General features: G+C 41.4%; 27 protein-coding genes. 5 read left to right on the forward strand and 22 right to left on the reverse strand.

The genetic code is table 11. From position 1 onward, the window contains the following. The first annotated feature begins 49 nt into the window (after window positions 1–49). The 3 genes from recU to GJU40_RS21325 all read left to right on the forward strand — a co-directional run bounded on the left by recU (window position 50) and on the right by GJU40_RS21325 (window position 4,488). Window positions 50–643 (forward strand): Holliday junction resolvase RecU, encoded by a 594-nt coding sequence (gene recU, locus GJU40_RS02100; RefSeq protein WP_154306083.1) that lies wholly within the window; start codon window positions 50–52, stop codon window positions 641–643. Window positions 644–742: 99 nt separating this feature from the next. Beyond that, complete coding sequence (locus tag GJU40_RS02105) at window positions 743–3,364, forward strand: PBP1A family penicillin-binding protein (RefSeq protein WP_154306084.1); 2,622 nt, start codon at window positions 743–745, stop codon at window positions 3,362–3,364. Window positions 3,365–3,657: 293 nt separating this feature from the next. Then, window positions 3,658–4,488 carry an AraC family transcriptional regulator gene (locus tag GJU40_RS21325; RefSeq protein WP_343031340.1) on the forward strand — a complete coding sequence of 277 codons (831 nt, stop codon included), beginning with the start codon at window positions 3,658–3,660 and terminating at the stop codon, window positions 4,486–4,488. On the opposite strand, the gene GJU40_RS02115 is transcribed toward GJU40_RS21325, so the two are convergent. The 15 genes from GJU40_RS02115 to bshA form a co-directional block, all read right to left on the reverse strand. Continuing rightward, entirely contained in the window at window positions 4,425–5,663 is a 1,239-nt protein-coding gene (locus tag GJU40_RS02115) for an MFS transporter (protein WP_154306085.1), read from the reverse strand. The two genes, GJU40_RS21325 and GJU40_RS02115, sit on opposite strands and share 64 nt — an antisense overlap. Window positions 5,664–6,266: 603 nt before the next feature. Beyond that, window positions 6,267–6,779 carry a YpoC family protein gene (locus GJU40_RS02120; protein ID WP_154306086.1) on the reverse strand — a complete coding sequence of 171 codons (513 nt, stop codon included), beginning with the start codon at window positions 6,777–6,779 and terminating at the stop codon, window positions 6,267–6,269. Next, entirely contained in the window at window positions 6,772–7,434 is a 663-nt protein-coding gene (gene nth / locus GJU40_RS02125; protein WP_154306087.1) for an endonuclease III, read from the reverse strand. The genes GJU40_RS02120 and nth overlap by 8 nt, the downstream gene beginning before the upstream one ends. Window positions 7,435–7,656: 222 nt before the next feature. After that, window positions 7,657–8,364, reverse strand: coding sequence for a DnaD domain-containing protein (locus GJU40_RS02130; RefSeq protein WP_154306088.1), 708 nt, complete (start codon window positions 8,362–8,364; stop codon window positions 7,657–7,659). 241 nt (window positions 8,365–8,605) lie between these two features. Beyond that, complete coding sequence (asnS, locus tag GJU40_RS02135; protein ID WP_154306089.1) at window positions 8,606–9,898, reverse strand: asparagine--tRNA ligase; 1,293 nt, start codon at window positions 9,896–9,898, stop codon at window positions 8,606–8,608. Between the two features lie 137 nt (window positions 9,899–10,035). Beyond that, the gene (locus GJU40_RS02140; RefSeq protein ID WP_154306090.1) at window positions 10,036–11,220 is read right to left on the reverse strand and encodes a pyridoxal phosphate-dependent aminotransferase; all 1,185 of its coding nucleotides are present in this window, start codon (window positions 11,218–11,220) and stop codon (window positions 10,036–10,038) included. An 11-nt stretch (window positions 11,221–11,231) separates the two neighbouring features. Further along, window positions 11,232–11,717 (reverse strand): cell wall elongation regulator TseB-like domain-containing protein, encoded by a 486-nt coding sequence (locus GJU40_RS02145; RefSeq protein WP_154306091.1) that lies wholly within the window; start codon window positions 11,715–11,717, stop codon window positions 11,232–11,234. An 8-nt stretch (window positions 11,718–11,725) separates the two neighbouring features. Beyond that, on the reverse strand, window positions 11,726–11,896 hold the full coding sequence (locus tag GJU40_RS02150) for a YpmA family protein (RefSeq protein ID WP_154306092.1): 171 nt from the start codon (window positions 11,894–11,896) through the stop codon (window positions 11,726–11,728). Window positions 11,897–12,123: 227 nt separating this feature from the next. Continuing rightward, entirely contained in the window at window positions 12,124–14,925 is a 2,802-nt protein-coding gene (gene dinG / locus GJU40_RS02155; protein WP_154306093.1) for an ATP-dependent DNA helicase DinG, read from the reverse strand. Window positions 14,926–15,025: 100 nt separating this feature from the next. After that, window positions 15,026–15,409 (reverse strand): aspartate 1-decarboxylase, encoded by a 384-nt coding sequence (panD, locus tag GJU40_RS02160; protein ID WP_154306094.1) that lies wholly within the window; start codon window positions 15,407–15,409, stop codon window positions 15,026–15,028. Window positions 15,410–15,441: 32 nt separating this feature from the next. Next, window positions 15,442–16,290 carry a pantoate--beta-alanine ligase gene (gene panC / locus GJU40_RS02165; RefSeq protein ID WP_154306095.1) on the reverse strand — a complete coding sequence of 283 codons (849 nt, stop codon included), beginning with the start codon at window positions 16,288–16,290 and terminating at the stop codon, window positions 15,442–15,444. After that, the gene (panB, locus tag GJU40_RS02170) at window positions 16,287–17,123 is read right to left on the reverse strand and encodes a 3-methyl-2-oxobutanoate hydroxymethyltransferase (RefSeq protein WP_154306096.1); all 837 of its coding nucleotides are present in this window, start codon (window positions 17,121–17,123) and stop codon (window positions 16,287–16,289) included. The genes panC and panB overlap by 4 nt, the downstream gene beginning before the upstream one ends. Before the next feature lie 230 nt (window positions 17,124–17,353). Continuing rightward, window positions 17,354–18,337: a biotin--[acetyl-CoA-carboxylase] ligase gene (locus GJU40_RS02175; RefSeq protein WP_154306198.1), complete on the reverse strand. Its 984-nt coding sequence runs from the start codon at window positions 18,335–18,337 to the stop codon at window positions 17,354–17,356. Beyond that, window positions 18,325–19,515 (reverse strand): CCA tRNA nucleotidyltransferase, encoded by a 1,191-nt coding sequence (locus GJU40_RS02180; RefSeq protein ID WP_154306097.1) that lies wholly within the window; start codon window positions 19,513–19,515, stop codon window positions 18,325–18,327. The genes GJU40_RS02175 and GJU40_RS02180 overlap by 13 nt, the downstream gene beginning before the upstream one ends. A 2-nt stretch (window positions 19,516–19,517) precedes the next feature. Then, window positions 19,518–20,654, reverse strand: a complete 1,137-nt coding sequence (gene bshA, locus GJU40_RS02185) for an N-acetyl-alpha-D-glucosaminyl L-malate synthase BshA (protein ID WP_154306098.1) — start codon at window positions 20,652–20,654, stop codon at window positions 19,518–19,520. Here bshA and GJU40_RS02190 point away from each other — a divergent pair. Then, complete coding sequence (locus GJU40_RS02190; RefSeq protein WP_154306099.1) at window positions 20,629–20,958, forward strand: hypothetical protein; 330 nt, start codon at window positions 20,629–20,631, stop codon at window positions 20,956–20,958. The two genes, bshA and GJU40_RS02190, sit on opposite strands and share 26 nt — an antisense overlap. A gap of 82 nt (window positions 20,959–21,040) precedes the next feature. Here the strand turns inward: GJU40_RS02190 and mgsA are convergent, their stop codons facing one another. The 3 genes from mgsA to GJU40_RS02205 are packed head-to-tail and all read right to left on the reverse strand — an operon-like array spanning window position 21,041 to window position 22,621. Next, window positions 21,041–21,466, reverse strand: coding sequence for a methylglyoxal synthase (mgsA, locus tag GJU40_RS02195; RefSeq protein ID WP_154306100.1), 426 nt, complete (start codon window positions 21,464–21,466; stop codon window positions 21,041–21,043). 11 nt (window positions 21,467–21,477) lie between these two features. After that, window positions 21,478–22,278, reverse strand: coding sequence for a 4-hydroxy-tetrahydrodipicolinate reductase (gene dapB / locus GJU40_RS02200; protein WP_154306101.1), 801 nt, complete (start codon window positions 22,276–22,278; stop codon window positions 21,478–21,480). Window positions 22,279–22,291: 13 nt separating this feature from the next. Beyond that, complete coding sequence (locus tag GJU40_RS02205; RefSeq protein ID WP_154306102.1) at window positions 22,292–22,621, reverse strand: nucleotide pyrophosphohydrolase; 330 nt, start codon at window positions 22,619–22,621, stop codon at window positions 22,292–22,294. A 149-nt stretch (window positions 22,622–22,770) separates the two neighbouring features. On the opposite strand from GJU40_RS02205, the gene GJU40_RS02210 reads away from it, so the two are divergent. Next, the gene (locus GJU40_RS02210; protein ID WP_154306103.1) at window positions 22,771–23,643 is read left to right on the forward strand and encodes a YitT family protein; all 873 of its coding nucleotides are present in this window, start codon (window positions 22,771–22,773) and stop codon (window positions 23,641–23,643) included. 71 nt (window positions 23,644–23,714) lie between these two features. Here GJU40_RS02210 and ypjB read toward each other — a convergent pair whose 3' ends face one another. From ypjB to qcrB, 4 genes are all read right to left on the reverse strand, one after another. After that, complete coding sequence (gene ypjB / locus GJU40_RS02215) at window positions 23,715–24,509, reverse strand: sporulation protein YpjB (protein ID WP_154306104.1); 795 nt, start codon at window positions 24,507–24,509, stop codon at window positions 23,715–23,717. A 74-nt stretch (window positions 24,510–24,583) separates the two neighbouring features. Beyond that, window positions 24,584–25,186 carry a lipoprotein heptaprenylglyceryl N-acetyltransferase LhaT gene (lhaT, locus tag GJU40_RS02220; RefSeq protein ID WP_484502499.1) on the reverse strand — a complete coding sequence of 201 codons (603 nt, stop codon included), beginning with the start codon at window positions 25,184–25,186 and terminating at the stop codon, window positions 24,584–24,586. A gap of 147 nt (window positions 25,187–25,333) precedes the next feature. Next, window positions 25,334–26,101, reverse strand: coding sequence for a menaquinol-cytochrome c reductase cytochrome b/c subunit (locus tag GJU40_RS02225; RefSeq protein ID WP_154306106.1), 768 nt, complete (start codon window positions 26,099–26,101; stop codon window positions 25,334–25,336). A gap of 60 nt (window positions 26,102–26,161) precedes the next feature. Continuing rightward, window positions 26,162–26,836 (reverse strand): menaquinol-cytochrome c reductase cytochrome b subunit, encoded by a 675-nt coding sequence (qcrB, locus tag GJU40_RS02230; RefSeq protein WP_154306107.1) that lies wholly within the window; start codon window positions 26,834–26,836, stop codon window positions 26,162–26,164. Between the last annotated feature and the right edge of the window lies 1 nt (window position 26,837).

Raw genomic sequence — 26,837 nt, forward strand, 5'->3', positions numbered from 1 at the left:
TTCCCTGTTTTCTGTTATGATGTTTATAGTTTTACTTAGGAGGAGAAAAATGGCTGTTAATTACCCAAACGGCAAAATATACCGCCCTGTTCAGCAAGCTGGTAAAACTGAAAGTTCAAAGAGCAGCTATGGCAACCGGGGCATGACCCTTGAAGAAGATTTAAATGCAACCAATGAGTATTACCTTCACCAAGGTCTTGCCGTTATTCATAAAAAACCGACTCCGGTACAAATTGTTAATGTTGATTACCCAAAAAGAAGTGCTGCTGTTATAAAAGAAGCATATTTCAAGCAGTCTTCTACAACTGACTACAACGGTGTGTACAAGGGAAAATATATTGATTTTGAAGCAAAAGAAACAAGAAACAGTACATCCTTCCCGCTGCAGAATTTTCATCAGCATCAAATTGACCATATGCAAAATGTCTGCCGCCAGGATGGAATATGCTTTGTTATTATTTCAGCTTTTCAGCAAATTTATTTATTACAGGCTCAGCACCTGTTTGTTTTTTGGGAGCGCATGGCCGACGGCGGAAGAAAATCGATTAAAAAAGAGGAACTTGAAGATGCAGCACACAGCATTCAACTCGGCTATCAGGCGAGAATTGATTATTTGAAGATATTGGATAAGCTGTACTTTTAATTCCTTCGCAAAAGAACGGCAATCGTTTATAATATAAAGGTTATGGTATTTATTGTTTACGTTAAATTTTCGCTTTAGAAATGAAAGGTTGAGATTGATATGTCTGATCAATATAAAAGCCGTGAAGAAATGAGGAAAGCCAGGGAGCAGAGCAAACGAAGACCGAGAAGCAGCAAAAAGGCCGGTAAAGGCGGAAGCTCTCTCTGGAAAAAAGTTTTCATCAGTATGCTGGTTCTTGGCATCCTGGGAATTGTCGCAGGAGGAGCAACCTTCGCAGTATTAATAAGCGACGCTCCTAAAATTGATGATAGCAAATTAAAAGACTCCTTCTCCTCAAAGATTTTTGATATGAACGGTGATGAAATAACTGAGGTCGGAAGTGAAAAAAGAACTTACGTGCCCTATGACCAGATACCCGAAACACTTGAACAGGCATTCCTAGCAACAGAGGATGCCCGGTTTTACAATCATAATGGTGTGGATGTCATTCGTGTCGGCGGTGCCTTTGTTGCAAACGTACAAGAGGGCTTCGGCGCTGAGGGAGGAAGCACAATAACCCAGCAGGTTGTGAAAAACTCCTTGCTTTCTCATGAAAAAACCATTAAAAGAAAAGCCCAGGAATTGTGGCTCTCTTTTCAGCTCGAAAGAAAATACAGCAAACAGGAAATCCTGGAAATGTATTTGAATAAGATTTATTTTTCACCAAGCAGCTACGGAGTTGGAAAGGCTGCCGAAGTTTTTTACGGCAAAAGCATCGACCAGCTAGAGCTGCATGAGGCGGCTATGCTTGCAGGTATGCCTCAAAGTCCGACTAATTACAACCCAAGAAACTTCCCTGAAAAAGCTGAAAAGAGAAGAAATATTGTTCTAAATCTAATGGCAAGGCACGGATTTATCTCTCAGCAGGAAGCGGATGAAGCAAAACAAGTTCCTGTTCAGTCTACTCTTGTTGAGCCAAAAGAGAAATCTAACCCTTATCATGCATTTATTGAAGAAGTTGTAGAAGAAATCAAAGATAAAACGGATATTGATGCATCATCAGCAGGATTAAAGATTTATACAACCATTGACCCTGAAGCTCAAACACATGTGGAAAGTCTTTTAAACGGCGAAGGCAATATCTCTTTTCCAAGCGAACATCTGCAGGCAGGTGTAACGCTGCTTGATACAGAAACAGGTGAAATTAGAGCAATCGGCGGAGGACGCAATCAGGCAGTTGGCGGATTTAACTATGCCACCGACACGAGAAGGCAGCCTGGCTCTACTATTAAACCTATCCTTGACTACGGTCCGGTCATTGAGCATGAAAAATGGTCTACGTATGAGCAGGTTGCTGATGAGCCGTACACTTACTCAGACGGTACTCCGATTAACAACTATGACAGAAAACATAAAGGCATCATGTCAATTAGAGAAGCACTTGCAGATTCCAGAAATATTCCCGCCCTGAAAGCACTGCAGGAAGTCGGTCTTGAAAAAGCCAGAGATTTTGCAGTAGGGCTTGGCATTCCACTGGAAGAAACAATTTATGAGCCTTATGCAATTGGCGGATTCAGCACCGGCGTTTCACCTCTGCAAATGGCCGGGGCATATAGTGCCTTTGGTAATAACGGTATCTATACTGAGCCCCATGCTGTGAAAGAAATTGAATTCCCGGATGGCACCAAAATGAAACTGGCACCTGAACCAAAGGCTGCCATGAGTGATTATACTGCATTTATGATGACGGATATGATGAAATCCGTTGTTACTGATGGAACAGGAAGAGCAGCTGCTGTCAGCGGCGTTCAGATTGCCGGTAAAACAGGGACAACCAACTTTTCTGAGAAGGAAAGACAGAGTGGAAACATTCCTTCCGGCACTGCGAAGGACGCCTGGTTTGTGGGCTACTCTCCAAAGTACACAGCTGCAGTATGGACCGGATATGAAAAGAATGATGAAAAAATTTACTTGAATCAAGAAGATCAGCAATATGCAAAACGAATCTTTAAGGACATTATGACAGAGGTATCAAAAGGAGATTCAACTGATTTCAGCAAGCCTAACAGCGTATCTGAAATTAGAATTGAAAAAGGTTCGAAACCTCCTAGAAAAGCAAGCGAATATACACCAAGATCACAAGTATCCATTGAGTATTTTGTTAAAGGTACGGAGCCTAAACAAGTTTCGCAAAGGTTTGAACGCCTTGCAAAACCATCAGGATTAGGCGTTTCATACAATCAGGAAAACAACACAATTTCCTTAAATTGGAATTACGATAACAGTCAAAATGTTACATTCCAAGTCAGTCAGTCTCTGAATAATGGTGACTATCAGGTTGTTTATTCAGGAAAGGAAACTTCCTTCAGTGTTCCGAATGCTGTGATTGGCGGCGTTTACCGCTTCCAGGTAATAGCAATAAGCGACAGCGGTTCTAATCGAAGCGATGCTGCCTCAGCTGCTATCGAGGTTCCGGGAGCTCCTGAGGAGGAGATAGAAATTCCTGAAATAGAAGTACCTGAAGAAGAACCGCCACCTGCAGAGGAAGTTCCTGTTGAACCGGAAACACCAGAACAGCCGGAAGAAACACCTGAAACACCTGAAGTACCTGAAGAAGACCAGAATAATGGTGATGGACAAGATGACAACCAGGAGGCCCCTCCTGCTGCCGTTCCCCCACAGGGCAATGGAAACGGCAATGGCAATGGAAACGGAAACGGGAATGGCGAAGGAACACAATAAGGAGAAAAAGCGTGAATTCATTGGAATTCACGCTTTTTTTATTTCGATCAAATTCATCCTGTAAAGTAAGTACCAGCGATGCTTCCGTAAATCTCACTTTCATGCTCACCAGAGTTACCAGCGAAAATTACCGGAGATCACTCTGCAACTTCATTTTAAGGCTTATTTCAGCGTAATTCACAGGAGGGTATTCGGTTATCCTAAAACGTTCGTTATAGGGAAGTTGTTATTCTTCTGATGGTATTTCCCTTTATGATAAGATATAGGAAAATCTAAATGAACATGGTGATCATGTGACTAATAAAAAGATACTTATTGAACGTCCAACAGGAGCACTATTGTCTACCAATGATAAAAAGAAAGAGAGCATTTGGCGCTATGATAATTGTTATAAAATGATCTTTTCAATAAACGGATCTATGAATTATCAAATGAAAAGAAATGATTTTACTCTTTCAAAGGAACAATTCATTATTGTTAATCCATACGATGAACATAAGCAGCTTGCAATAGAAAACCACAAATTTCTTATTGAACTAGATCCTTTGTTCTTAAATGAAATAGCAAATTCATTTAACTTTAATAATTACGATATTCAATTCGCAAATTCTATTCAAAAAAATCCTCAGATCACCCAGTGGGCTCATTTTGTAAATGAACATGCATCTATGTACGATGAAAAAATAGATAATTCAGTGGCTCTTTTTTTGGACCACAGCTTGGCCCAATTAGCCATCCTATTGATCAAAAACACAGTTGGAATTCATACTCAAACATGGAATGTAAACAGTTTTAAAACCATTAGTCCCTTGATATATAAAACGATGGAAGCGATAATGGAAGATTATAAGCATCAATGGACTTTACATGAGATGGCAAACATCTCAAATCTTAGTAAATATCAATTTGCTCACTTATTTAAAGAAATTACGGGTTTGTCACCATATTCCTGGCTACAATTATATCGCATAATACGTAGCCAAGAATATTTAAAAAATACGGGTAAAAGCATATTAGATATTGCACTAGATTGCGGTTTTTCATCTGTTTCCGTTTATAATCAGCTATTTAAACGCCTGTATGGAGGTACTCCCGGTACTTTTCGTAAAAAACTAACAAGGTAAACCAAAGTAAATAAGAGCATTAATCCACCACAAACTTTGAATAGTACATGTGTAGACACGAAGGAAGATAAATATCCAAATAAGCCTAGAGATACGACATTAGAAAAATATAAAAGTACCGAGTTAAAGCTGAATCCACGTCCTAATTTATCATTAGGGAGGAGCTTTTGTAGTATATATACTCTTGAAAGACTTGCTATAGGTAACCCTACGGCAGTTATAAAAACGCCAAGAAAGTATATAGGCAGCTGGTATGAAACACCCAAAATAACGATTCCCACACTCCAAATGATGGTACCTAAATAATAAATTTTAATCGTTAGCTCCTTCCAAATAAATGGAATCAGTATATTTGTGATCACAACAGCAGCACCATACCATCCCAAGAGAATGCTGTACCATTGTTCACCATTAGGAACTGTTTCTACAATTTGTAACAATAAGCCTACCTGCCAAACCCAGGTATTACAAAAAACCATGATGAAGGTGACTAAAAACAACTTTTTAAGTGTAATATCTGATTTTAGCCATATACCAAATTCTTTAATAGAGTAAAATATGTGATATGTTTTATTACGTTTAGTAAGGGGAGATCTATCTTCATTCACTTGAATTTTACCTATAAAAAAAGCACTAATAAGATAGGTAACCGCATCTAATGTAAATAAATGGATTTCTCCAATGGTATGTATAAATCCAACAACAATGAGAGGAGATAATACTTGAACACCTCTGGTTACTGTATCTAACAAGCTATTGGTGGTTGTTCTTTCTTCCGCTTTTGTGATTATTGGTAATATAGCACGATGTGACGGGTTAAAGAAACAACCTAAGGTCTGAATAACAAAGCTTAGCACGATTAAGTACCAATAGTTCAGCATTCCAAAATGATTAATTATAACTAAGGAAAAAATGATAGGGACTCGAATAAGATCAATGAGTATCATTAAAGATTTTTTATTTACCCAATCCGCATACACTCCCCCGATCAGTCCAAACAAAAGATAAGGTAGAGCTTGTGAAATGGCTATACCTGTTGTATGGAGACCTGATCCTGTTAACTCATAAGCCAGGAAGAGGAAAGCTAAACCTGAAACAACATCACCTAAACTAGAAGCTCCTGCGCCGGCTATATAAAAGACAATATTTCTGTTCCTTAATACTTTTAGATCCATATAAATCACCTCATATAAAGGTTACGATAATAAGAGGATTTCTTTCGTTATTTATATTGCTGCTTTTTATAGCAACATCAGTGTTATAAGCAGGAAAAATGAATTGATAAAATAATGACTATAAAGTTGAGGTGTAAGAAACCAGGAGGAGAATTAGGAATTGGTACTCTTTTATTAAACACTCTAACACTGGTCCAAGTAGAAATGGAGCATCAAAACAATGGGTATCAGTAGCCAAAGGAAATCAAAAAGGGATACCATTCTATGAAGGAGGCTTTGTTTTTCAAAATGAACGAACAAATTATTTCTAATAGATATTAAAGAAAAGTTTAAATTTCTTCTCTAGGTGAGGTTATTTAAATAAGTAAAAAGACGATTTCACCTTAGAGTAGGGAAAATCGTCTTTTTACTTCCAGAAAACGTATTATTCGGTACCCCGTTAAGAGGAAACCTTATGTCTATGTATCAGGAAAGCTTGCTTTACCCTTCCCCTGCCCTCTTGCCGGGTAGAAGAAGGAGATAACTCCGCCAATAAAAACAAGCAGTCTATGAGACTGCTGAAGGATTTGCTATGTACGTACCGGCATGAACGCAGCAATTTATTTAGAAGTGCCGTTTTTTAATCGCCTGCTGTACAGCATATATTTTTTTGAATTCTTCAAATAGTTGCTGAAGCTGAATGAATGAATGATACTGTTCTGGCCTTGATAGTACAAACTGCAATCGCTCTCTGCAGTTCACAGGTGCATTGCTGCTTTGTTGAAGCTGAATCAGGCTCACTGCCTCTTCTACCGGGAGTGAAGCACTCCAGCAAATACAGTTAATCAGCAGTGCTGCTGAAATGGCTGTTTGTTTCCCATTCAGCTGTTTTTTTTGAAGACTGGTTAACATACTCTTTTCAGAAACTTTCCATGCCTCCAGAAGAAGAGGCAGAGTTTGTTCCGGTGTATTCCAAGGAGTGTGCCAGGCTTGTCCATTTTTATTCAAAATATCAAATATGAAAGGATACTGCAAAAGCACCTCCTGGATGCTCTTCCCTTCCAAAGACACAGCTATATAGTCTTCGTCATAAAAAGGGGGGATTCTGAATTCAGCAGGAATCACAATCTCAGCCATTTACCGGTTCCTTGTTTTTCATTCTCTTCTTTCCTTCTCTGCAAAGATGCAGCAGCGGACATATTTCACATTGAGGCGTTTGAGCTTTACAATGATATCTTCCGAAGAAAATCATATTATGATGTGTATCCGACCATTCATCTTCAGGTATTTTTCTCATTAAGGTTCTTTCCACTTCAAGGACTGAATCTTTCCACCTGCAAATTCCAAGCCTTTTGCTGACCCTTTCTACATGAGTGTCTACTGCGATTGCCGGTATATCAAAAGCTACTGATACAACAACATTTGCAGTTTTCCTTCCAACTCCGGGAAGCTTCGTCAGCTCATCTCTGTCTCTTGGCACCTCTCCTTGATATTGTTCCAGCAGCAACTGACACATATTTCGAATATTTTTGGCTTTATTGCGGAAAAGGCCGATTGAACGAATATCATTTTGCAGTTCTTCCAAAGACACCGCAAGATAATCTTCAGGTTTTTTATACTTCTGAAACAGTGATGCTGTTACTTTATTAACGAGTGCGTCAGTGCATTGTGCTGACAATGAAACAGCCACCACAAGCTCAAAAGGATTGGAATGAACCAATTCACAGTGTGCCTCAGGAAACATGTTGCTCATAGTATCAAGAATTTCACGCATTTGTGCTTTCGTTGCCATAAGCTGTCTTCCTTTCTTCCTTTTCAAAAAGCTTTATGATCTAACTAATTAGCTCAGCAGGACACTAACACATTCCTGCAGGCTCCTGAATCACCTTATGTTTTATACTGAATGATATACTCTTCTGAAGATAAATCTTCCAAGTGACAACTCCAGGCCATTCACCCATTCCTTGCTTCTTCAAAAAAAATAAGGAGAAAAGTCTCTCCTTTATAGCATCTCTTAACTTTCAAGCCAGTTGTAAAAAGGAACTTTTCGAACATAATCTTTATGAGAATCGTTTTCGGCGCTTCGGTCTTTTTGTTGATGCTGCCTGAATTTCTTTCCATGATTCCGTGCCTGCTCAATGGTTTTTATCCCGTTTTTCTTCCATTCAAACAGAATTCGATCTATATACCGAAAATTTAATTTCCCTGATATCACCGCTTCACGCAGAGCTGCCTTAATAATTATGGGATCGTGATAATCCTGGTCCAGCCAGATGGAGAACGTCTCACATTCAAACGGAGAGAGCGGTCTGCCGAATTCCTGCTCAAACACTGTGTAAAGGCTGTTTTCTAATTCTTTCTCCAACAATTTATGCTCAGCAGCCTGTTCATGCTGAAGACTGTCATACAGCCTTTCCCATAATGGTTTTAGGGAGTACTTTTCATACATAATTGTATCCTGCTGAAATTCTTCTATGTGAAGGAAACCTCGCTGCATAAGGCTGCGAAGCATAGAGGTACATGATGTAGTGGAGATGGACATCTGTTCAGACAGCTGTTCCGGAGTAGGAAAGAAGATTCCCCTTTGAATATAGTATTGAACTTTCAGTATCATGATAAATTCTGCTTCGTTCAATCCCAGGTTTGCGTATTTCTCTATCAGCAGCGCTGGAATCGTAAAATGGCCGCTTTCCTGGAAAGCAATAAATTGTTCCTTATTCATTGAAAACACCTCATCATCAAGTATAGCATGCTGACAAAAATTCATATATGGCAATCATTGAACAAAAAAGCCTCCTCTCCGAAAATTATGAAAGGAGACTTTCTTTTTATGATGCAGTATTGCTGCGTTATCAAAAAGCTGTTCACATCAGTTAAGCTCTTCGCTGAAAAAATATCTATGCAGCCGGACGTTGGTTTTTAAAGTCTCAACGTCTCTAACTCAAAGCGAATACAGCCTGATATTAAGGATATAGGCGGTTTAAAAGACGCGGGAATGGAATTGTTTCCCTCACGTGTTCCACTCCGCTGAGCCATGCGACTGTCCGTTCAAGCCCAAGTCCGAAACCTGAATGCGGCACAGAACCATATTGGCGAAGTTCAAGATACCATTTATAAGCATCAGACTCCAGCTTGTGCTCTTCAACTCGCTTTTTAAGGAGTTCGTAATCATGAACTCTTTCGGAACCGCCGATGATTTCTCCGTAGCCTTCCGGAGCGATTAAATCTGCACATAGCACAAGATCTTCCCGGTTCGGGTCAGGCTGCATATAAAATGGTTTTAAGCTTGTCGGCCAGTGGGTGATAAACACAGGCATTTCATGGGCTTCAGCAATTGCAGTTTCATGCGGAGCTCCAAAATCATCTCCCCATTGAATATCTGTGAAGCCTTTTTCATGAAGAAAAACAATGGCTTCATCATACGTAACACGCGGGAACGGAGCCTTTATTCTTTGAAGCTTTTCAAGATCTCTTCCCAGGACCGAAAGCTCCAGCCCGCAGTTGTCAAGAACACTTTGCACGATGAATGACACATAATTTTCCTGCACCACCAGGTTGTCTTCGAATTCATAGAAAGCCATTTCAGGCTCAATCATCCAGAATTCAATAAGATGGCGTCTTGTTTTTGATTTCTCGGCTCTGAATGTAGGGCCAAATGAAAATACTTTTCCAAGAGCCATTGCTGCAGCTTCCATATACAGCTGCCCGCTCTGTGATAAGTAAGCATCCTCATCAAAATATTTAGTAGCGAAAAGCTCAGTTGTCCCTTCAGGAGCGCTTCCTGTCAGAATTGGCGGGTCAACCTTTACAAATCCTTCTTTATTAAAGAACTCATATGTAGCCCGAATTACTTCGTTTCTAATTTTCATTACAGCATGCTGCCTCTTTGAACGCAGCCATAAGTGACGGTGGTCCATTAAGAATTCTGTTCCATGCTCTTTAGGAGTGATAGGATAATCGACTGCAGAATGGATGACTGAAAGCCCTGATACTGATAGCTCATACCCAAATGGAGACCGCTCGTCCTTTTTCACTGTACCCTTAACATATACTGACGTTTCCTGTGTAATTGATTTAGCAAGCTGAAAAATCTCTTCTTCTACTTCAGCTTTTACAACAACACCCTGAATAAAGCCTGTTCCGTCGCGCAGCTGCAAAAAAGCAATTTTGCCGCTTGAGCGTTTGTTGGCAAGCCAGGCTCCAATCGTGACTTCCTGTTCAACATATTTATATACTTCAGCTATTGTTGTTTTCAATTTCAAGTTCCCTCCAAAATAGCACTGCAATTTAATCTATGTACGTAGAGATTATTATACTAGCTTGCGAAAGCTAAGGTCAACACAAGAAAAATTGTCATCTTCCATCACTGCATGAAAAGCGGCTACTTGCCGCTTTAAGATTGAAATTGGCTCATATAGCGCTGAATACGGGATAACGCCTCTTCAAAAGTCTCCAGTGAAGTAGCATAAGAAAGCCTGATATAGTCAGGTGCACCAAAACCTGATCCAGGAACAACCGCTACTTTTTCTTTTTCAAGAAGCTGTGCGGAAAATTCATCCACATCTTTGCAGCCCGCCATTTCAGCAGCTCTTTTCACATTCGGGAACAAGTAGAACGCTCCCTGAGGCTTCAGGCAGCTGAAACCCGGGATGCTGTTGAGCTTTTCGTGCACCGTGTTCAATCGCTGCTCAAATGCTGCTCTCATTTCTTCAACGGCTTCTTGAGGCCCTTCGTAGGCAGCAACAGACGCATATTGTGCAATGCTCGTAGGATTGGATGTACTGTGGCTCGCCAGGTTGGTCATCGCTTTTATGATGTCTTTGTCTCCAGCTGCATAGCCGATTCTCCATCCTGTCATGGAATGTGATTTGCTGACGCCGTTAATAATAATGGTATGTTTTTTAATATTTTCTGAAAGCTGTGCTACTGACACATGCTGATTTTCCCCGTACACCAGCTTTTCGTATATTTCATCTGATACAATCAATATGCCTTTTTCAGCACAATACTCTCCAAGCTCTTTTAATTCTTGTTCATTGTACAGCATACCAGTCGGGTTGCTTGGTGAATTGATGATAACAGCTTTTGTTTTATCTGTTACAGTTTCCTGAAGCTGCTGCAGCGTAATTTTAAACTGATTTTCTTCAAGGCCTTCCACATACACCGGACTGCCTCCGGCAAGCTTTACTTGTTCCGGATAGCTTACCCAGTAAGGAGTTGGGATAACCACTTCGTCTCCTTCGTTTAAAATGACTTGAAAAAGAGTATAAAGTGCATGCTTAGCCCCTGAGCAGACAATAATTTCATTACGGGAATAATTCAGGCCTTGATCCAGCTTAAATTTGTTTATAATGGCATCTTTCAGTCCGTTCGTTCCCCCGGAAGGTGTATACTTTGTAAAACCTTCCTTCATTGCTTCCTCCGCTGCCTCAATAATATGCGTCGGCGTGTTAAAGTCAGGTTCCCCTGCACCCAAACCGATGACGTTATGCCCCTCCGCTTTCAGTTCTGCTGCTTTTGCAGTAATGGCAAGCGTAGTTGAAGGTGTTAATGCTGCTACTCTTTTCGCCAGCTCCATTGTGATTCCCCCTATTTAATCGCAGAATGTTTAATAATGTCTCCAGTCGTAAAGTCTATATAATCATAAGTATAACGATCATGTTCGTCGATATACTTTACCTCCCAAAGCGGGATATTTTTTTCCATTCCAAGCTGTATGCCCGTGATGCGCTTTGGATTGTACTGCTGAATAATGCTCTGGGCATTTTCTTTTGAAATTCCTGAAGCTTTTTCTTTCACAATCACCTCAGGTTCGCTTTCATCCTTTACCCAGGCATACACCTCTGTACCGTCCTCAGCGGTTCCGCTGATCACATAATAATGCTCCTGGCCGTAAAAGCTGTTTACCGAACTTATGCCTGCTACATTGCCGTTCGCAGCGGCGGTTTCAGCTGCTGCACTGTGGCCTGATGTTTTCTGCTTCATTGCTGTCTGATAAATGGAATTGGCATAAATGCCTGCAGCAGCTCCAAAAACTAACAGGATGCCCAGCACGATAAGTATTTTATTTCTCATCGTAATTTCTATGTCCTGTATATTGAAAATACTGCTTTTGATTTGTCTTCCTGGTCAAGAGCCAGTCCAAACATCAGATTTTCCTTTTTTAAAGTTCTGTTTAAAGTATCCACTATTTTGTAAAGATCATCAGAATTTTCTATCGTGACTGTTGAAAGAATTTCAATCCTGCTTTCCATAGCAATTCCTCCTACTACCAACAAATATTGTTACTTATATGTCTTCAGCTGCGGGAGATAATAAGCTTACACAGCAGCAGCTGTTTTACATGAACCCATTATAACAAGAAATTTGACGAATCGTGAAAATAAATTTCTCCAACCCCACACCTTATTGAGCCTGTGTCTGACACAGGCTTTTTTTAAATGTGTTTACCCTTCGCTCCTGGACTGACCTGCAGCTTTGATCAATGATCTGCCAGCCACCTTTTGGCAATTTCCTCGAGCTCCCCCATTGGCCTTTCATAATAATCAGCTTGAGGAAGCGACTGGATAAAGTGCTTACCATACCTTGTCGTACTGATCCTTCTATCGAGAATGAATAGCACACCTTTATCATCCTTTGTTCTAATAAGCCTTCCAAATCCCTGTCTGAAGCGGAGAATGGCTTCTGGAAGAGAATATTGGTAAAAGGCATTGCCGCCCTGCTTTTCAATTTTTTCAGATCTGGCTGCAGCAATCGGCTCATCAGGGGGCTGAAAAGGCAGCCTGACAATCATCAGGGATGACAATTCTTCACCGGGAAAGTTAACCCCTTCCCAAAAGCTTGCTGTACCCAGCAGGATCGCTTTAGGAAATTGTTTGAAGTTTTTCGTTATTTTAGAACGGCTTCCACTTCCCGTGCCCTGTGCAAGAAGGACAAATTCAGAAAGAGAATCATCTTCTTTCAGCAAAGAATTGGTCTTCTTCAGCATATCGAAGGAATTGAATAAAATCAGCATTCTCCCTCCGACTGCCTGTGCTGCTGAAGAAATATGGGTGGCAATTGCAGAAATAAAAATATCCTGTGGAACTTGATTAATATTAGGCATATCAGTCGGCACAAAAATTTTGGCCTGCTCCTTGTAAGAAAAGGGCGATTCGTATAATGCTGTCCTAGGGTAAAAATGATTCAGCCCGAGAGACTGAATGATGTAGTCGAATGATCCCCTCACACTCAGTGTTGCTGAAGTCAGCACAACACTTTTTCTTGCAGAGAAAAAGCGATCTGCAAGAATATTGGAAATGTCAACAGGCTGAGAATAAACAGACACTGCGTTTTTAGCCCCTCTTGCCTGTGCCTCAATCCAGGTAACTTCATCTGAAGAGGCCTGGAAAAACAAAGCGTCTATTTTCTCATACAACTCTTTAAATATATAGATAAATTGAAAATAGGACTTGTGCTCACCCTTAGTGATACCGTTCATATCTTTTGCCTCTGGATACAAGGCATGCATGTCTTTTTTCAAGAGGTTAACGAGATCCAGCAATAAAAATTTCACTCTGCTTCCGGCCTCTATGATTCCCTGCCAATGCCTGTTTTTTTCTTTAAGAAGCTGATACCGGTAGTTCACTTTGTTGGACTGTCCCTGCCCTGCTTTTTTTGCACCGTAAGAATGAAGTGCAGAAAAAAAGACATTCGCATCTTCTATCAGCAATGGAAGAATGCTTTTTACTTTTTCATAATGCTGAATTGTTAACCCGTTTTGCACAGCCTCTTTTTGCATATTCTTCAGAAGCCCTTCGTTTTCAAGTCTGTTCGCTTGAAATACAAAGTCATTATAAGAAAGCCGTTCACCGAAAAAGCGGCTGGCCGCCCGTTCAAATTGATGTGCTTCATCAATGATCATGGATGAATATGATGGAAGTGCATTGGAATTCTCCGCTATATCACTGAGAAGGAGGGCATGATTTGTTACGATGATGTTTGCCGAATCTGCCAGGTTCCTCGCTCTGTTATAGAAACAATGGAATTCCCATTCATCCTGAATTTTCTCTTCGCTTGCTTCATGGTGGATTCTTTCCCACAGGAAGGCTCCGCCTGAAGGAAAATTCAATTCATCAATGTCGCCGGTCAAGGTTTCAGTCAGCCAGATCAGTATTTGAGCTTTCATCAGCAAAACATCATAATTATCATCTTGATCATGAAGTGCGGCCTGAAATTTCCTTAAAGATACATAGTGTTTTCTTCCCTTGAGCAGAGCGGCTCTGAATGCCAGCGGTGACGAAGTTTTAAGAAGAGCAACTTCCCCTTCCATAATTTGCTGCTGAAGCTGTGTTGTATACGTGCTGACAACGACTGGTACAGATTTCCGCAGGGAATAGTAAATCGAGGGAAGAAGATAACCCAATGTCTTTCCATTACCCGTTCCCGCCTCAAGCAATGAATGCTGATTGTCTGAAAAAGAAGTATAAACATCATTCATATATTGAATTTGGCTGTTTCTTATGTCATAACCAAACTTTTCTTTTAGAGTATTCAGCGTGTTATCCATGTAATCCTGGAAAGAGAACTGCTTGTCCTTCTCCTCCGGATGTATATCAGGGGAATCAAATTTTCTCAAAGCCAGCGACCCTGCCATCTCAAAACGCCCGTCTTTTTTCTTATCGAGACGAAGCAGATTAAGTGAGACCAGCTCTTCAAGAATTTCATCAATATCACTGATAAAAGAAGCAGAAAGTTTCTGAAGGCTTTGAAGCGATACAACCGGGAGCTCCTGAAATTTAGCAAGAATCTTTAACAATATTTCTGCAGTCACTTCAGCATCACTATCAGCTCTATGAGGATGATCATGTTTGATGCCAAGTTCTTCTGAGAGTTCTGTCAGCTTATAGCTTGATGACTGCGGATAGGCAATTCTGGCGAGCTCAACAGTATCAATAAGCCCGCCTTGAAACCGGGGCATACCTGATTGCTGAAGTTCTTCCTGAATAAAAGCAAGATCAAAATAAACATTGTGGGCAACAAAATATGCGTCTTCCAGCATTTCTGATATTGTTTTCGCAACTTCTTTAAATGGAGGGGCATCTTCAACCATTTGCTGTGTGATTCCTGTCAATTGTTCAATGAACAGCGGGATTTCAGTATATGGGTTGATAAAGCTCGAAAAAGTATCCACTATTTTCTGATTTTCCACTACAACTGCGGCAATTTGAATAATCCGGTCTCCCTTTTTTGGAGAATTACCAGTTGTTTCTACATCTACAACGACAAAACGCTGCTTTTTCATGTTCAGCACCTCTAAATTTTCAATCCTGTTACTTACGCTTATGTTATGTATGTTCTCTGTTTGATAATGAAAAACCCCCTGTAAAAGGGGGAATACTTATTTATAATATTGTGGAAGCAGGCTCCTGGCCGATAATTTCAACAATATCATTAGATTCATTCATGATTGCCACTTTCGGCTGGTGGGCAGGCACCCGTTCTTCTGGAATGAAAGCATAGGAAATAATAATTACCACATCGCCTTCTTGAACAAGCCGGGCTGCTGCTCCATTAATACAAATAACCCCAGAGCCTCTTTGTCCGGGAATGATATAGGTCTCAAACCTGGCTCCATTATTGTTATTTACAATCTGAACTTTTTCGTTAGGCACCATTCCAACTGCATCAAGAATGTTTTCATCTATAGTGATACTGCCAACATAATTAAGGTTGGCTTCTGTAACTCTTGCACGGTGTATTTTGCCATTCATCATTGTTCGAAACATGTTTTTCCCCACTTTGTATAAAATTAAGGATTTTATTGATGATTCAAAGTAATATTATCAATAAGCCGCGCTTTTGTAAACTTAACTGCAGCAGCCAAAATGAGTTTTCCGTTTATTCTGTCGACAGGTTCCAAGCTCGGATACGACAAAAGTGATATATAGTCGATGCTAGCTGAAGTATGCGTTTGTAAATAGGCAGTTACAGCTTTGACAACTTCATCAGGATCTTTTTCACCTTCATCTATTAGTTGTTTCCCTAAAGAGAGCGCTCTATAAATCGAAGGCGCTTCTTTTCTTTCATTTTCGGTAAGATTCACATTTCTCGAGCTTTTTGCAAGACCGTCTTCTTCACGCACAGTTTCAATTGCCCTTAGTTCGGTGGAAAAATAAAGATCTTCAATTAATCCTTCTACAATGGCAACCTGCTGTGCATCTTTCATTCCAAAATAAGAGGTGTCAGGCGCAACTATATGGAATAGCTTAGTCAGTACCGTAGCCACTCCGTCAAAATGCCCTTCCCTTGACTTCCCGCAGAGAGCGTTCGTCCTCTTATGCACGTTCACCGTTGCAAAAGGCTCCCCACGGTACATTTCTTTCACAGAAGGAGCAAAAATCAAGTCTGCGCCCTGCTCTGCGGCAAGCTCCCTGTCTCTGTCCAGATTTCTTGGATAAGCATCAAAGTCTTCATTTGGGCCGAACTGAAGGGGATTTACAAAAATGCTGACAATCACTCTGTCATTTTCACTTTTCGCACTGCTGATTAACTTCAAATGGCCTTCATGCAAGTAACCCATTGTAGGCACAAATCCAATTGATCTGCCTTCCTGACGGTATTGGGATATTTTATTCTTTAATTCCGCAATTGTCTCAACAGTTTTCATTTTTTACCTCCGTAAAGGGCCTCCAGCTCTTCCTCTTTCATTGTAAATGTATGTTGAAGCTCTGGAAAAGCACGCAGCTTCACTTCTTCTTTATATGATTTCAGTGCTTGATGAATTTGCTGATCTATATGACTATACTGCTTAACGAATTTGGGAAGCCTGTCAACTCCATAGCCGATTAAGTCATGATACACTAAAACCTGTCCGTCTGCGGCGCTGCCTGCTCCAATTCCGATTGTTGGAATACTGAGCACGCTGCTTATCTCCTCAGCAATCTGCCTTGGAACACATTCCAGTACAAGAGCACAAGCCCCGGCTTCTTCGCACTTTTTAGCATCCTCTATCAGCTTTCGGGCAGAATCAGCGTCTTTTCCCTGCACCTTATAGCCCCCCAATACCCCCACTGATTGAGGCGTAAGGCCTAAATGTGCTACAACTGCAATTCCGCTCCTAGTGAGGGATGAAATCATCTCAACAACTTCACCAGCCCCCTCAAGCTTTACAGCATCAGCCAAGCCTTCTTGAATGATTTTAGCAGCATTTCTCAATGTTTCTTCCCTGGAAATATGGTAGGACATAAATGGCATATCAGTCACAATAAATGTGTCAGGCGCCCCATTTCTCACAGCTTTTGAATGATGAATCATATCGCTTAGCGTAACCTTCACTGTTGACTCATAGCCGAGAACAACCATTCCAAGCGAATCTCCTACAAGGATCATATCGATTTCAGCTTCCTCAGCTCTCTTTGCAGATGGATAATCATAGGCGGTAATCATCGCTATCGGCTCTTTTTCCTTTTTCATCTTCAAAAAATCTTTGACTGTTTTCAAATTGTTTCCCTCCTCACACTTGAGGAACCCAATTACTGAATACATGAAAAAAACCTTCTTCACAAGGAAGAAGGATCGTATCATGACAGCATCAGTTTGCATCCCTCTGTCCCAGTCCCCAAAAGGATCAAGGCAGAACTATTTTTCGGTTACAAAACTTTCTTAAGGTGCAGCTCCACAGGGGATACTACCCAGAAAAAGTATACCAAAATAAAAGACATTATCCAATATTAACAATCAATTTCGATATCTGCCGAATAAATCTTTTCAATCCTGCCATCATATGTATGCACCAGCAGAACACCATCATCATCAATTCCTACAGCTTTGCCTTTCACAGATCCATGAAGTGTTCTTGCAATGATCTGCCTGTTCAGGCTGATGGCATATGCTTCCCAAAGAAGCTTTACAGGGCTGAATCCGTGCTGAAGATATTGTTCATACAGCTCTTCAAAACGAAACAGAATATGCTGAATAAGCAAAGCCCTGTTTATAGATTCCTTTTTTTCAATCATTACAGAGGTTGCAATGTTCCGCAGCTCTTCAGGAAAATCATTTATCTGCTGATTCACATTGATTCCGCACCCAATAATGACGGAATGGACTCCATCTGCTTCTGCTTGCAGTTCTGTTAGTATGCCGACAAGTTTCTTTCCATTCATCATGATGTCGTTCGGCCATTTGATTACAGGGTGCAGTCCCGTCACTTCCTCTATCGCCTGAACAATTGCCACCGCTGTAAGCAAGGTAAGCTGCGGTGTTTTATTTACTGGAATAGACGGCCGTAAAATCATGCTCATCCATATCCCGGTGCCTTTTGGAGAATGCCAGCTTCTCGACATCCTTCCCCTTCCTTCTGTTTGTTCCTCTGCAAAAACAACAGTGCCTTCGGGAGCACCTTCTGCTGCAAAGCTGTGAGCGATTTTCTGAGTGGATCCTGCTGATTGCTCATGCACGATCTGCCGGCCCATATATCTTGTTTTTAGTCCGATGGCTACCGCATCGCCGCTGATACTGTCAGGTTTGGAAAGGATTCTGTAGCCTTTGCGGCGGACAGCTTCCAACTCGTAGCCTTCTTTCCGCAGGTCTTCGATATGCTTCCAGACGGCTGTTCTTGAACAGCCCAGCAAATCACTTATGATTTGTCCCGAAACAAAATTCCCTTCCGCTTCCGAAAAAGCCTCCAGCAGCTGTTTTCTTATTAGAGATTGCATTTTTCCAGCCACTCCCTTATAGCACTTTCTGTATTGCACAGCCTTTTGTTTAATATTTCTCTTTCAGCACTGCCTAATATCTCCGCTATCCATGGCCCAGGCGTCTGCCTGTAAAACTGGGCAAGCTGCCTGCCATCTATTTGTAAATCACTTCTAGATTGGATTGGCAGCTGGCGATATTTCGCGGCTATCTTTTCCGAAGCTTCCTCCGAGAAAGTAAAGCAGCTTCTTAATCTTTCTACTGCACATGCAGCCTGCTCTGACCCTGTTGAATACAGCAGTTCCAGAGTCCAGCCGGATACCATGACCTTCTCTGTTATGGTGCAATAGCTTTCAACCGTTTTTATAAGCTTAACCGGCAGCTTCCAGTCCCGAAGAAAAATCTGTAGTGATGCCGGATTCAGGGACCATACAGCTGCAGTCCATAATTCATCCGCACTCTGAAGCCTGTGAAGAGGAAGTGCCCCCAATGACATCAGCTGTGCTGCCTTTTCGTTCAGTCCCGGCAGGTGCTTGTACAAGTCTGTTTCCACCAAAAGCCTGACACCTTCCCCGACACCCGGACCCCTCAGCAGCTTTTGAAATTCAGCAGTCTTTCTTTCTGCAGAAATATGCTGAAGCAAAGAACCATGAGTGCTGATCGCAGCGAGTGTAAAGGGGCAGAGTTTAAAATCCAGCTGACTTACGAAGCGCACTGCTCTCATCATTCTTAGAGCATCTTCCGAAAACCGGTCTGCTGCTTTTCCAACCGTTCTGAGAATTCTTTGCTGCAAGTCTTTCCTGCCTTCAAAGTAATCAATGACTTCCCCGTCTGCATCCATTGCCATCGCATTGATAGTAAAATCTCTTCTTTTCAAATCTTCCTTTAGTGAAGCAATAAACACTACGCCGGCGGGGCGCCTGTGGCCGATGTACTCACTTTCCTGCCTGTAGGTAGTGACTTCATAAGGCTCCCCATGTTCCAGAACAATGATTGTCCCATGTTCTGCTCCAACATCTATCGTTTTTTTAAATAAGTTTTGTATGTCCCTGGGCTTGGCAGATGTAGCAATATCAATATCTCCGATGCTTCTTTTCAAAAGAGAATCCCTGACAGAGCCCCCGACAAAATACGCCTCATATCCGGCATCTTGAAGCTTTTGCAGAATCGGAAGAGCTGATTGAAATTCGGACTGCAAGGTTACTCCCCCTTCTTTAAAACGCTCCTGTAAATATCTTCGTACTGCTTTACAATTTCTGAAGAATGAAACCTTGCAGTTCCTTCAGAGATTGCACGCTCAGAAAAAGTTTCATGCTTTTCAGGGTTTTCGAGCAGCGAAAGTGATTTAGAGACAATCTCCTCGATGCTGCCAACTTCACAAATGTATCCTGTTACACCATCTTTAATGACTTCAGGTATTCCGCCTATATCAGTTCCGATGCAAGGTACGCCGCAGGCCATTGCCTCTAAAAGAACAAGCCCGAAGCTTTCTTTTTGAGAAAGAAGAAGCATCAGATCACTTATAGAATACAGCTCCGCCAAATTTTCCTGTTTTCCTAGAAACAGCACAGCTTCTTTCAGCTGAAGGTCACTAACAAGCTTGCAGACCGCAGTCATTTCAGGGCCGTCCCCAACCAATATGAGCTTAGAATCCACGTTTTTTTGTATGAGGTGAAAGCAATTGACCACATCACTTACTCTCTTAACCTGGCGGAAGTTTGATACATGAATCAATACTTTTTCATGATCTGCAATTCCAAGTTCTTTTTTTAAGCCAGAGTCTTCTCTTTTGTAATACACTCTTTCATCTATAAAATTATAAACTGTTTCTATTTTTTTGCTGGGGCGCAGCAAGTCATATGTTTCTTGAACAAGCGCATTTGATACTGCAGTGACTGTATCCGAAGATTCAATTCCAAACTTAATCAGCTCAGACATTGACTGATCATGCCCTAGAACAGTGATATCGGTTCCGTGGAGAGTTGTCACAATTTTCAAATGATCACCTACCATCTGCTTTGCTAAAAATGCACAAACAGCATGGGGAATGGCATAATGAACATGAAGAATATCCAATTTTTCCCGATTAGCAACCTCCGCCATTTTGCTTGCAAGCGCCAGGTCATACGGTGGATATTTAAAAACAGAATATTGATTCACTTCCACTTCATGAAAATAAATGTTTGTCATCAGTTTATTGAGCCTGAAAGGGAGACTTGATGTTATAAAGTGTATTTCATGGCCCTTCTCAGCAAGAAGCTTGCCAAGCTCGGTAGCAACTACTCCAGATCCTCCAACATAAGGATAGCATGTGATTCCAATTTTAAGCTTTTTCATCTTCTATTCCCCTAACAAATCTTTAGATAAAAGCAGAGAAAGCCTGATGCAGCAGCGTCTCTCAGCTCAAGATACCCTCTCTGCCCTACCTTCTTGCCCTGCAGGCAATATTTTTTTTCCATCTAAAGCAGCCTGTAGCATGGCGTGTGAAAAGGCTGCCGTGCTTGTTTCCTTCTTAATGAACCAACAGCAGCAAGTGTTCACAAGCTTCCCTGCCATCCATTTTCATTGTAGCCGAAAAGCTGATAAAATTATCAAAAGCATAAGTTCTTACACTTATTATGTAGGTGAAAGTTGCTTTTAAAGTTCAGCCTCTGTTTGCAGGCATGGCCAGAGCATACACTGCTCCTATCCAGCAAATCATACCTCCGCTTTTTTGTTCCTTTTTATTCTTCTGACAGAGGAGTTTCTCCCTCTTCCTGAATAACAGTTCTCCAGGTCAGGTCTCCTCTTTGGAGTCCTTTAATCAAAATCTCTGCTGTCCCCATATTTGTAGCGAGAGGAACAGAGTAAACATCGCATAGACGAATCAATGCGGATACATCCGGTTCATGCGGCTGAGCTGTGAGGGGATCCCTGAAGAAGATAATCATATCCATTTCATTCTTGGCAATCATCGCCCCGATTTCCTGATCTCCTCCCATCGGGCCGGACTGAAAACGGTGGATGGGCAGCCCCGTTGCCTCATTAATTCTTAGGCCGGTAGTACCTGTCGCAAATAATTGATGAGATGCTAATACCTGTTGATAAGCAAGAGAGAACTGAACCAAATCGTTTTTTTTCTTATCATGTGCGATCAATGCAATTTTCATCGTTTCGCCTCCTATTCCATCAAATTTTCGAGACCGTACACCAACACATCAATTTTCATCGCTTGTTCCACTGCAAATTTTACCCCTGACATAAAAGACTCGCGATTGTATGAATCATGGCGGATTTTCAATGACTGTCCGTTTCCTCCGAATATAACCTCCTGATGTGCAATAAGTCCGGGCAGACGGATACTGTGAAGCCTGATACCGTCAAATTCTGCTCCTCTGGCTCCAGGCAGCAATTCTGTTTCATCTGGGTGGCCCTGCTGTTTGCTTTCGCGAACAGATGCTATCAGTTCTGCAGTTTTCATTCCAGTTCCAGAAGGCGCATCAAGCTTTTGGTCATGATGCATTTCAAGAATCTCTACATCCTCAAAGTATTTTGCAGCCATCTTAGAAAACTTCATCATTAATATGGCTCCGATTGCAAAGTTGGGAGCAATAATGGCACCTATTCCCTTCTGTTCTGTCAACCCTTCAAGCTCTTTCAAATCCGATTCCGAAAATCCTGTCGTTCCAACAACAGGCCTTACTCCGTATTCTAGTGCAAGCCTCGTATGTTTCTTTCCGATTTCCGGAGTTGTCAAGTCAATCAGGACATCGGGATTTGTTTCTGTAAAGCACTCAGTCATGCTTTCATAAATAGCAGCGTTAGATGTAAAGCCTTCCAGATCACTCAGCTGCATGCCGCCGAATTTATGATCAACCACGCCCACAAGCTCAAAATGGGCTGTTTCTTCAGCTAGCTTAACTGCTTCTCTGCCCATTCTTCCTCTTGGTCCTGCAATAACAACCTTGATTGTCTTTTCCATCGAGTGAATCCCCCTATAGTTCCTTTTTCGTCCAGCGGTCTTTATCTCTGGTTTGAAATTTATTCATGACCATGTCATGAGCTTCTTGCAGATCAATTTGAAGAGAGTTCGCTAAACAAATCACAACGAACAACAAATCGCCAAGTTCCTCTTCAATTGCTTTTTCTTTTTCAGTATCTTTTTTTGGTTTTTCACCGAACTGATGATTTACCTCTCTTGCCAGCTCTCCCAGCTCTTCAGTTAGCCTTGCCACCATAGCAAGCGGGCTGAAATAGCCTTCTTTAAACTGTCCTATGTATGTATCTACCTCTGCTTGCATTTCATGGATGCTTTTTCGGTCCATTATCCTTCACCTCAATTTTATTCTCTTCCATGTTAGCTAATCCTTGAAGCTTTGACAAATATTTCGAGTATATAAAATAAATTTGCCACTCCATTCATCTTCTACTATAATAGATTCGCTACAGAAAGAGTGAACAGGAGCTGAATATTTTGTTCTCTGAGATTAGAATCCGCAATATTATTTTTATTCTTGCCGGCTCAGCTATTTTTGCTTTTGGCCTTGTCCATTTTAACATGCAGAACAAGCTTGCAGAAGGAGGATTTACAGGTATCACCCTTCTCCTTTATTTTAGTTTTGGCATAGATCCTTCCATATCCAACCTCTTGCTGAATATCCCGATATTTTTCATAGGCTGGAAGCTTCTTGGAAGGATCACTTTTATTTACACTGTGTTGGGAACAGTCAGCTTATCAGTGTTTTTGTGGCTGTTTCAGCGCTATCAGATTCATATGCCGCTTTATGAGGATTTGGCACTGGCCGCACTTTTTGCAGGCGTATTTATCGGTGTTGGACTTGGAATTATCTTTAAGTACGGCGGAACTACCGGCGGAGTCGATATTATAGCGAGACTTGCTCATAAATATATCGGCTGGAGCATGGGAAAAACAATGTTTTTATTCGATGCGGCTGTGATCGCTGTTTCCTTGGCAGTCTATCTTTCCTATCGGGAAGCAATGTATACATTGGTGGCAGTATTCGTTGGAGCAAAGGTAATTGATTTTATGCAGGAAGGTGCGTATGCTGCAAAAGGCGCAACCATTATCTCCAGTAAAAACGAGGAGATTTCAGCCAAGATTTTGAAGGAAATGGACCGGGGAGTGACGGTTTTAAAAGGTCAGGGATCATTTTCAAAGCAGGATTTAAATGTCCTGTATTGTGTTGTCGGAAAGAACGAAATTGTAAAATTGAAATCAGTCATTACGTCCATTGATCCTCATGCTTTTGTTGCAGTCAGTGATGTGCATGATGTTCTCGGAGAAGGATTTACGCTTGATGAAAATAAGGCACCCCTTATCCGTTAACTTTAATGGTTCATAAAGGAGCGACTTCAACGCCCTTACCTTCACTAAAAAATAGGAAGCCTGCCGGCTTCCTATTTTTGTTGATCTGTATCCCGCTGATTTCTTCTTTCAGTTTCCGCTCTGTATTTCCTCCATCCAACATAGGTTAAAGTGGAAATAATAATGCTCCCTGTTGAAATGATGACCCAAAGCAGCGATGGATCTGCTTCATCTTTATGGGCCCTCTCAAAGATAGTTTTTAAGTCCTCTTCCATTACCAGCAGCTGCTTGGTTCGGGCAGTAGCCGGAAGGGAAAAAAACAGAGAATCCTCTACTACTGAAATGTGCGCATCCATTCTCTTAATCTCCTGGGGATGAACGTCCACCACTACACTAGGGTAGATCATATTATAAATGCCTGCGAATTTGCTCCAGCTGTATTGAAAGGATAGGGTATCCCCTCTCTCGGCACACCGCTTCAGATCTTGTAAAACAGTCATAACCGGCTCCTCAAAGGAACTCCACAAAGGATCGTATTGAGAGCCTAATGCATCAACTAGCAGCCTGAATTGGGTTACTGCCCTTACCTTCTCATCTTCTCTTGCTCCCCCTGAGCTCATCGCTTCGAGTGCATGCTGCTGAGAAATAGATATGGTCCTGAAATGCTCCTTTGGCATAGATTCTCCAAGCTCAGGCATTTTTTGAATCTCCTGCTCAAAGTATTTTAGTATTTCAGCTGACTCTGTAAACTTATTTTGCTTCGCCAGCTGATAGGCTGTATCTGAAAGCTTATTTAATGTGCCCCAGTCATGTGTTTCAACTGCCTGAACAATAACAGGCGCAGCAAGAAAAAAGAACACCATCATACCGGCTATTATTTTTTTCATCCTTGTCCCTCCTAAAACATCTATTAAAATTTATGAGGAAAGGGACAAGGATAGACCAAAAAACGCAGTAAACATTACTGCGCGAATGATAAGGAAAGTTTGTATGCTTTTTTCCTCACCACTAAATAATAGCCCAGGAAGATGGATAACATGCTGAGCCAAAATGTAAAATAACCGATTTGCGGAAGATAAATCATGAGGGAACCATATCTGGGCATCATGCCAAATACATAATCTATCACATCGTTATGCAGAGTCCACACTGCTGCTGCTGCTAAGTGGTAACTTTTAAATCTGTAGTAGGGGCTGTAAAGCAGTCCTTGAACAGCCATTCCCAGATGAGAGAAGATCAGCATATAGGCCTGCCATGCCATACTTCCTGTTTCTGCTAAAACGAGCAAATTCATAACTACTGCCCATATGCCATATTTAAACAGTGTTACAATCGCAAGCGCCTCAATGAAAGGGAGGTTTTTCTTGAACAGAAAACCTGCTATTGCAATCGTAAAAAATAAACTCGCAGTGGGACTATCCGGCACAAACACTAAAAACTTTGCCGGAGTAATGACTAGCTGCGGTATATACCATATGTAACCGTAAATCGTACCAAGCAGGTTAACCCAGAATATGAGCCATAAAAAAGGCCTGAAACTCAAGAAATTAAGCAGATTTTTCAAAAACATCACAGTCCTAACCATTTTATCTTTCTTTCACTAGCTCCCATTATAGCATGGGCACCACATTCCAGAAAAATCAACACGTTCTTAACTGGTTCATTTTGTCTGAACAGGACAGAAAAATGAAAAAGCTGACAATTGTCAGCTTTAGTCTGAAGTAACTTCTGAAATAAACTCTGAAAGAGTCTGAAGCTCTTCATCTGTACCCTTAAAAATCCCAGCCGGCATTTCACCCTGTCCCTCAACAGCGATCTTCGCAATCTCTTCAGGAGATAATCCAGTATCAACAAGAGATTTCCCTGCAGCTCCGCCTTGAAGAGTATCTCCATGACAGGAAACACAACCCTGTTCCTGATAAATTGCATAAGCATCAGATTCTGTGTCTATTGCAATCTCTTCCTGTATCTTTCCTTGCTCTGCAGCAGCTTCCCAGTTGTGGGATACGACTGATTCCCAGGTTAGATAAAAAATGGAAGCTACACCGAGAAGCATCATACCAGTTGCAATCGGACGTTTTGACGGCTTTCTCTCAGGCCCGCGGTCAATAAACGGTGCAAGAAGAAGTGCACCGAAAGCAAGACCCGGCATAATAAATGCGCCCAAAACTGTATATGGCCCTGCTGCAAACTCGTATTTCAGCAATTGATATAAAAACAGGAAGTACCAGTCTGGAAGTGGTATATATCCCGTATCAGTCGGATCCGCCACACGTTCAAGAGGAGACTGATGCGCAATTGTTAAACAGAGGTAGCCGATCAGAAACACGGCACCTACCAACCATTCTTTTAAAAGGAAATTCGGCCAAAACGCTTCTGTTTTTCCCGGGAATTCCGAATAATCTTTTGGAATATTTGGTTTTCTTTCCGCAGGAACACGCGAATCGCCTACAAATTTCATACCCTTACCGCGATGCATGCTTTCCCCTCCTTTATAAGGTGGTAATCAATAACATTTCTATAATATATAATTGCTATTTTACAATGGACCAGAAATACCCTGTTTGCGGATCATGATAAAGTGGGCAGCCATTAATCCAAACAGCGCTGCCGGCAGGAAGAATACATGAATTGCAAAGAACCGGGTTAAAGTTTGTGCCCCGACTATTTCCGGATGTCCTGCTAAAAGCGTTTTCACTTGTTCACCGATTAAAGGGGTTGCCGCAGCAATTTCCAGACCAACCTTAGTAGCAAACAGCGCTTTCATATCCCAAGGCAGCAAATAGCCTGTAAAACCTAAACCAAGCATAACAAAGAAAATAAGAACACCTACAACCCAGTTAAGCTCACGAGGCTTTTTGTATGCACCCTGGAAGAACACCCGAAGAGTATGTAGGAACATCATGACAATAACAAGACTCGCTCCCCAATGATGCATCCCGCGGACAATCTGTCCGAACGCGACTTCATTTTGCAGATAGTAAACAGATTCCCAAGCATTTTTAATATCCGGTACATAATACATTGTCAGAAACATTCCCGATAGAACCTGAATCACGGTTACAAAGAATGTAAGACCTCCAAAACAATAAACAAAAGCTGAAAAATGGTGAGCCGGGTTCACGTGTTCCGGAACTTCATGGTCAGCTATATCCCGCCACAAAGGCGTGATATCCAACCGTTCGTCAACCCAATCATAAATTTTATTTAACAAC

It is taken from the genome of Metabacillus lacus, assembly GCF_009674805.1.
GTDB lineage: Bacteria > Bacillota > Bacilli > Bacillales > Bacillaceae > Metabacillus_C > Metabacillus_C lacus.

Excerpts from the sequence above, each read along its gene's own strand:
- recU (WP_154306083.1), top strand. The coding sequence starts at position 50 with ATGGCTGTTAATTACCCAAACGGCAAAATATACCGCCCTGTTCAGCAA.
- mgsA (WP_154306100.1), bottom strand. The coding sequence starts at position 21,466 with ATGAAAATTGCATTGATCGCACATGATAAGAAAAAAAACGATTTGGTT.
- GJU40_RS02175 (WP_154306198.1), bottom strand. The coding sequence starts at position 18,337 with ATGCAATCTCTAATAAGAAAACAGCTGCTGGAGGCTTTTTCGGAAGCG.
- panD (WP_154306094.1), bottom strand. The coding sequence starts at position 15,409 with ATGTTTCGAACAATGATGAATGGCAAAATACACCGTGCAAGAGTTACA.
- GJU40_RS02205 (WP_154306102.1), bottom strand. The coding sequence starts at position 22,621 with ATGGACCGAAAAAGCATCCATGAAATGCAAGCAGAGGTAGATACATAC.
- dinG (WP_154306093.1), bottom strand. The coding sequence starts at position 14,925 with ATGAAAAAGCAGCGTTTTGTCGTTGTAGATGTAGAAACAACTGGTAAT.
- GJU40_RS02140 (WP_154306090.1), bottom strand. The coding sequence starts at position 11,220 with ATGGAGCTGGCGAAAAGAGTAGCAGCATTAACACCTTCAACTACGCTT.
- bshA (WP_154306098.1), bottom strand. The coding sequence starts at position 20,654 with ATGAAAAAGCTTAAAATTGGAATCACATGCTATCCTTATGTTGGAGGA.
- GJU40_RS02150 (WP_154306092.1), bottom strand. The coding sequence starts at position 11,896 with ATGGAAAGCAGGATTGAAATTCTTTCAACAGTCACGATAGAAAATTCT.
- ypjB (WP_154306104.1), bottom strand. The coding sequence starts at position 24,509 with ATGAAAAAAATAATAGCCGGTATGATGGTGTTCTTTTTTCTTGCTGCG.
- nth (WP_154306087.1), bottom strand. The coding sequence starts at position 7,434 with ATGGCAACGAAAGCACAAATGCGTGAAATTCTTGATACTATGAGCAAC.
- GJU40_RS02225 (WP_154306106.1), bottom strand. The coding sequence starts at position 26,101 with ATGCATCGCGGTAAGGGTATGAAATTTGTAGGCGATTCGCGTGTTCCT.
- panC (WP_154306095.1), bottom strand. The coding sequence starts at position 16,290 with ATGAAAACTGTTGAGACAATTGCGGAATTAAAGAATAAAATATCCCAA.
- GJU40_RS02115 (WP_154306085.1), bottom strand. The coding sequence starts at position 5,663 with ATGGATCTAAAAGTATTAAGGAACAGAAATATTGTCTTTTATATAGCC.
- dapB (WP_154306101.1), bottom strand. The coding sequence starts at position 22,278 with ATGGAAAAGACAATCAAGGTTGTTATTGCAGGACCAAGAGGAAGAATG.
- GJU40_RS02120 (WP_154306086.1), bottom strand. The coding sequence starts at position 6,779 with ATGGCTGAGATTGTGATTCCTGCTGAATTCAGAATCCCCCCTTTTTAT.
- GJU40_RS02145 (WP_154306091.1), bottom strand. The coding sequence starts at position 11,717 with ATGAGAAATAAAATACTTATCGTGCTGGGCATCCTGTTAGTTTTTGGA.
- GJU40_RS02130 (WP_154306088.1), bottom strand. The coding sequence starts at position 8,364 with ATGAATAAGGAACAATTTATTGCTTTCCAGGAAAGCGGCCATTTTACG.
- GJU40_RS02105 (WP_154306084.1), top strand. The coding sequence starts at position 743 with ATGTCTGATCAATATAAAAGCCGTGAAGAAATGAGGAAAGCCAGGGAG.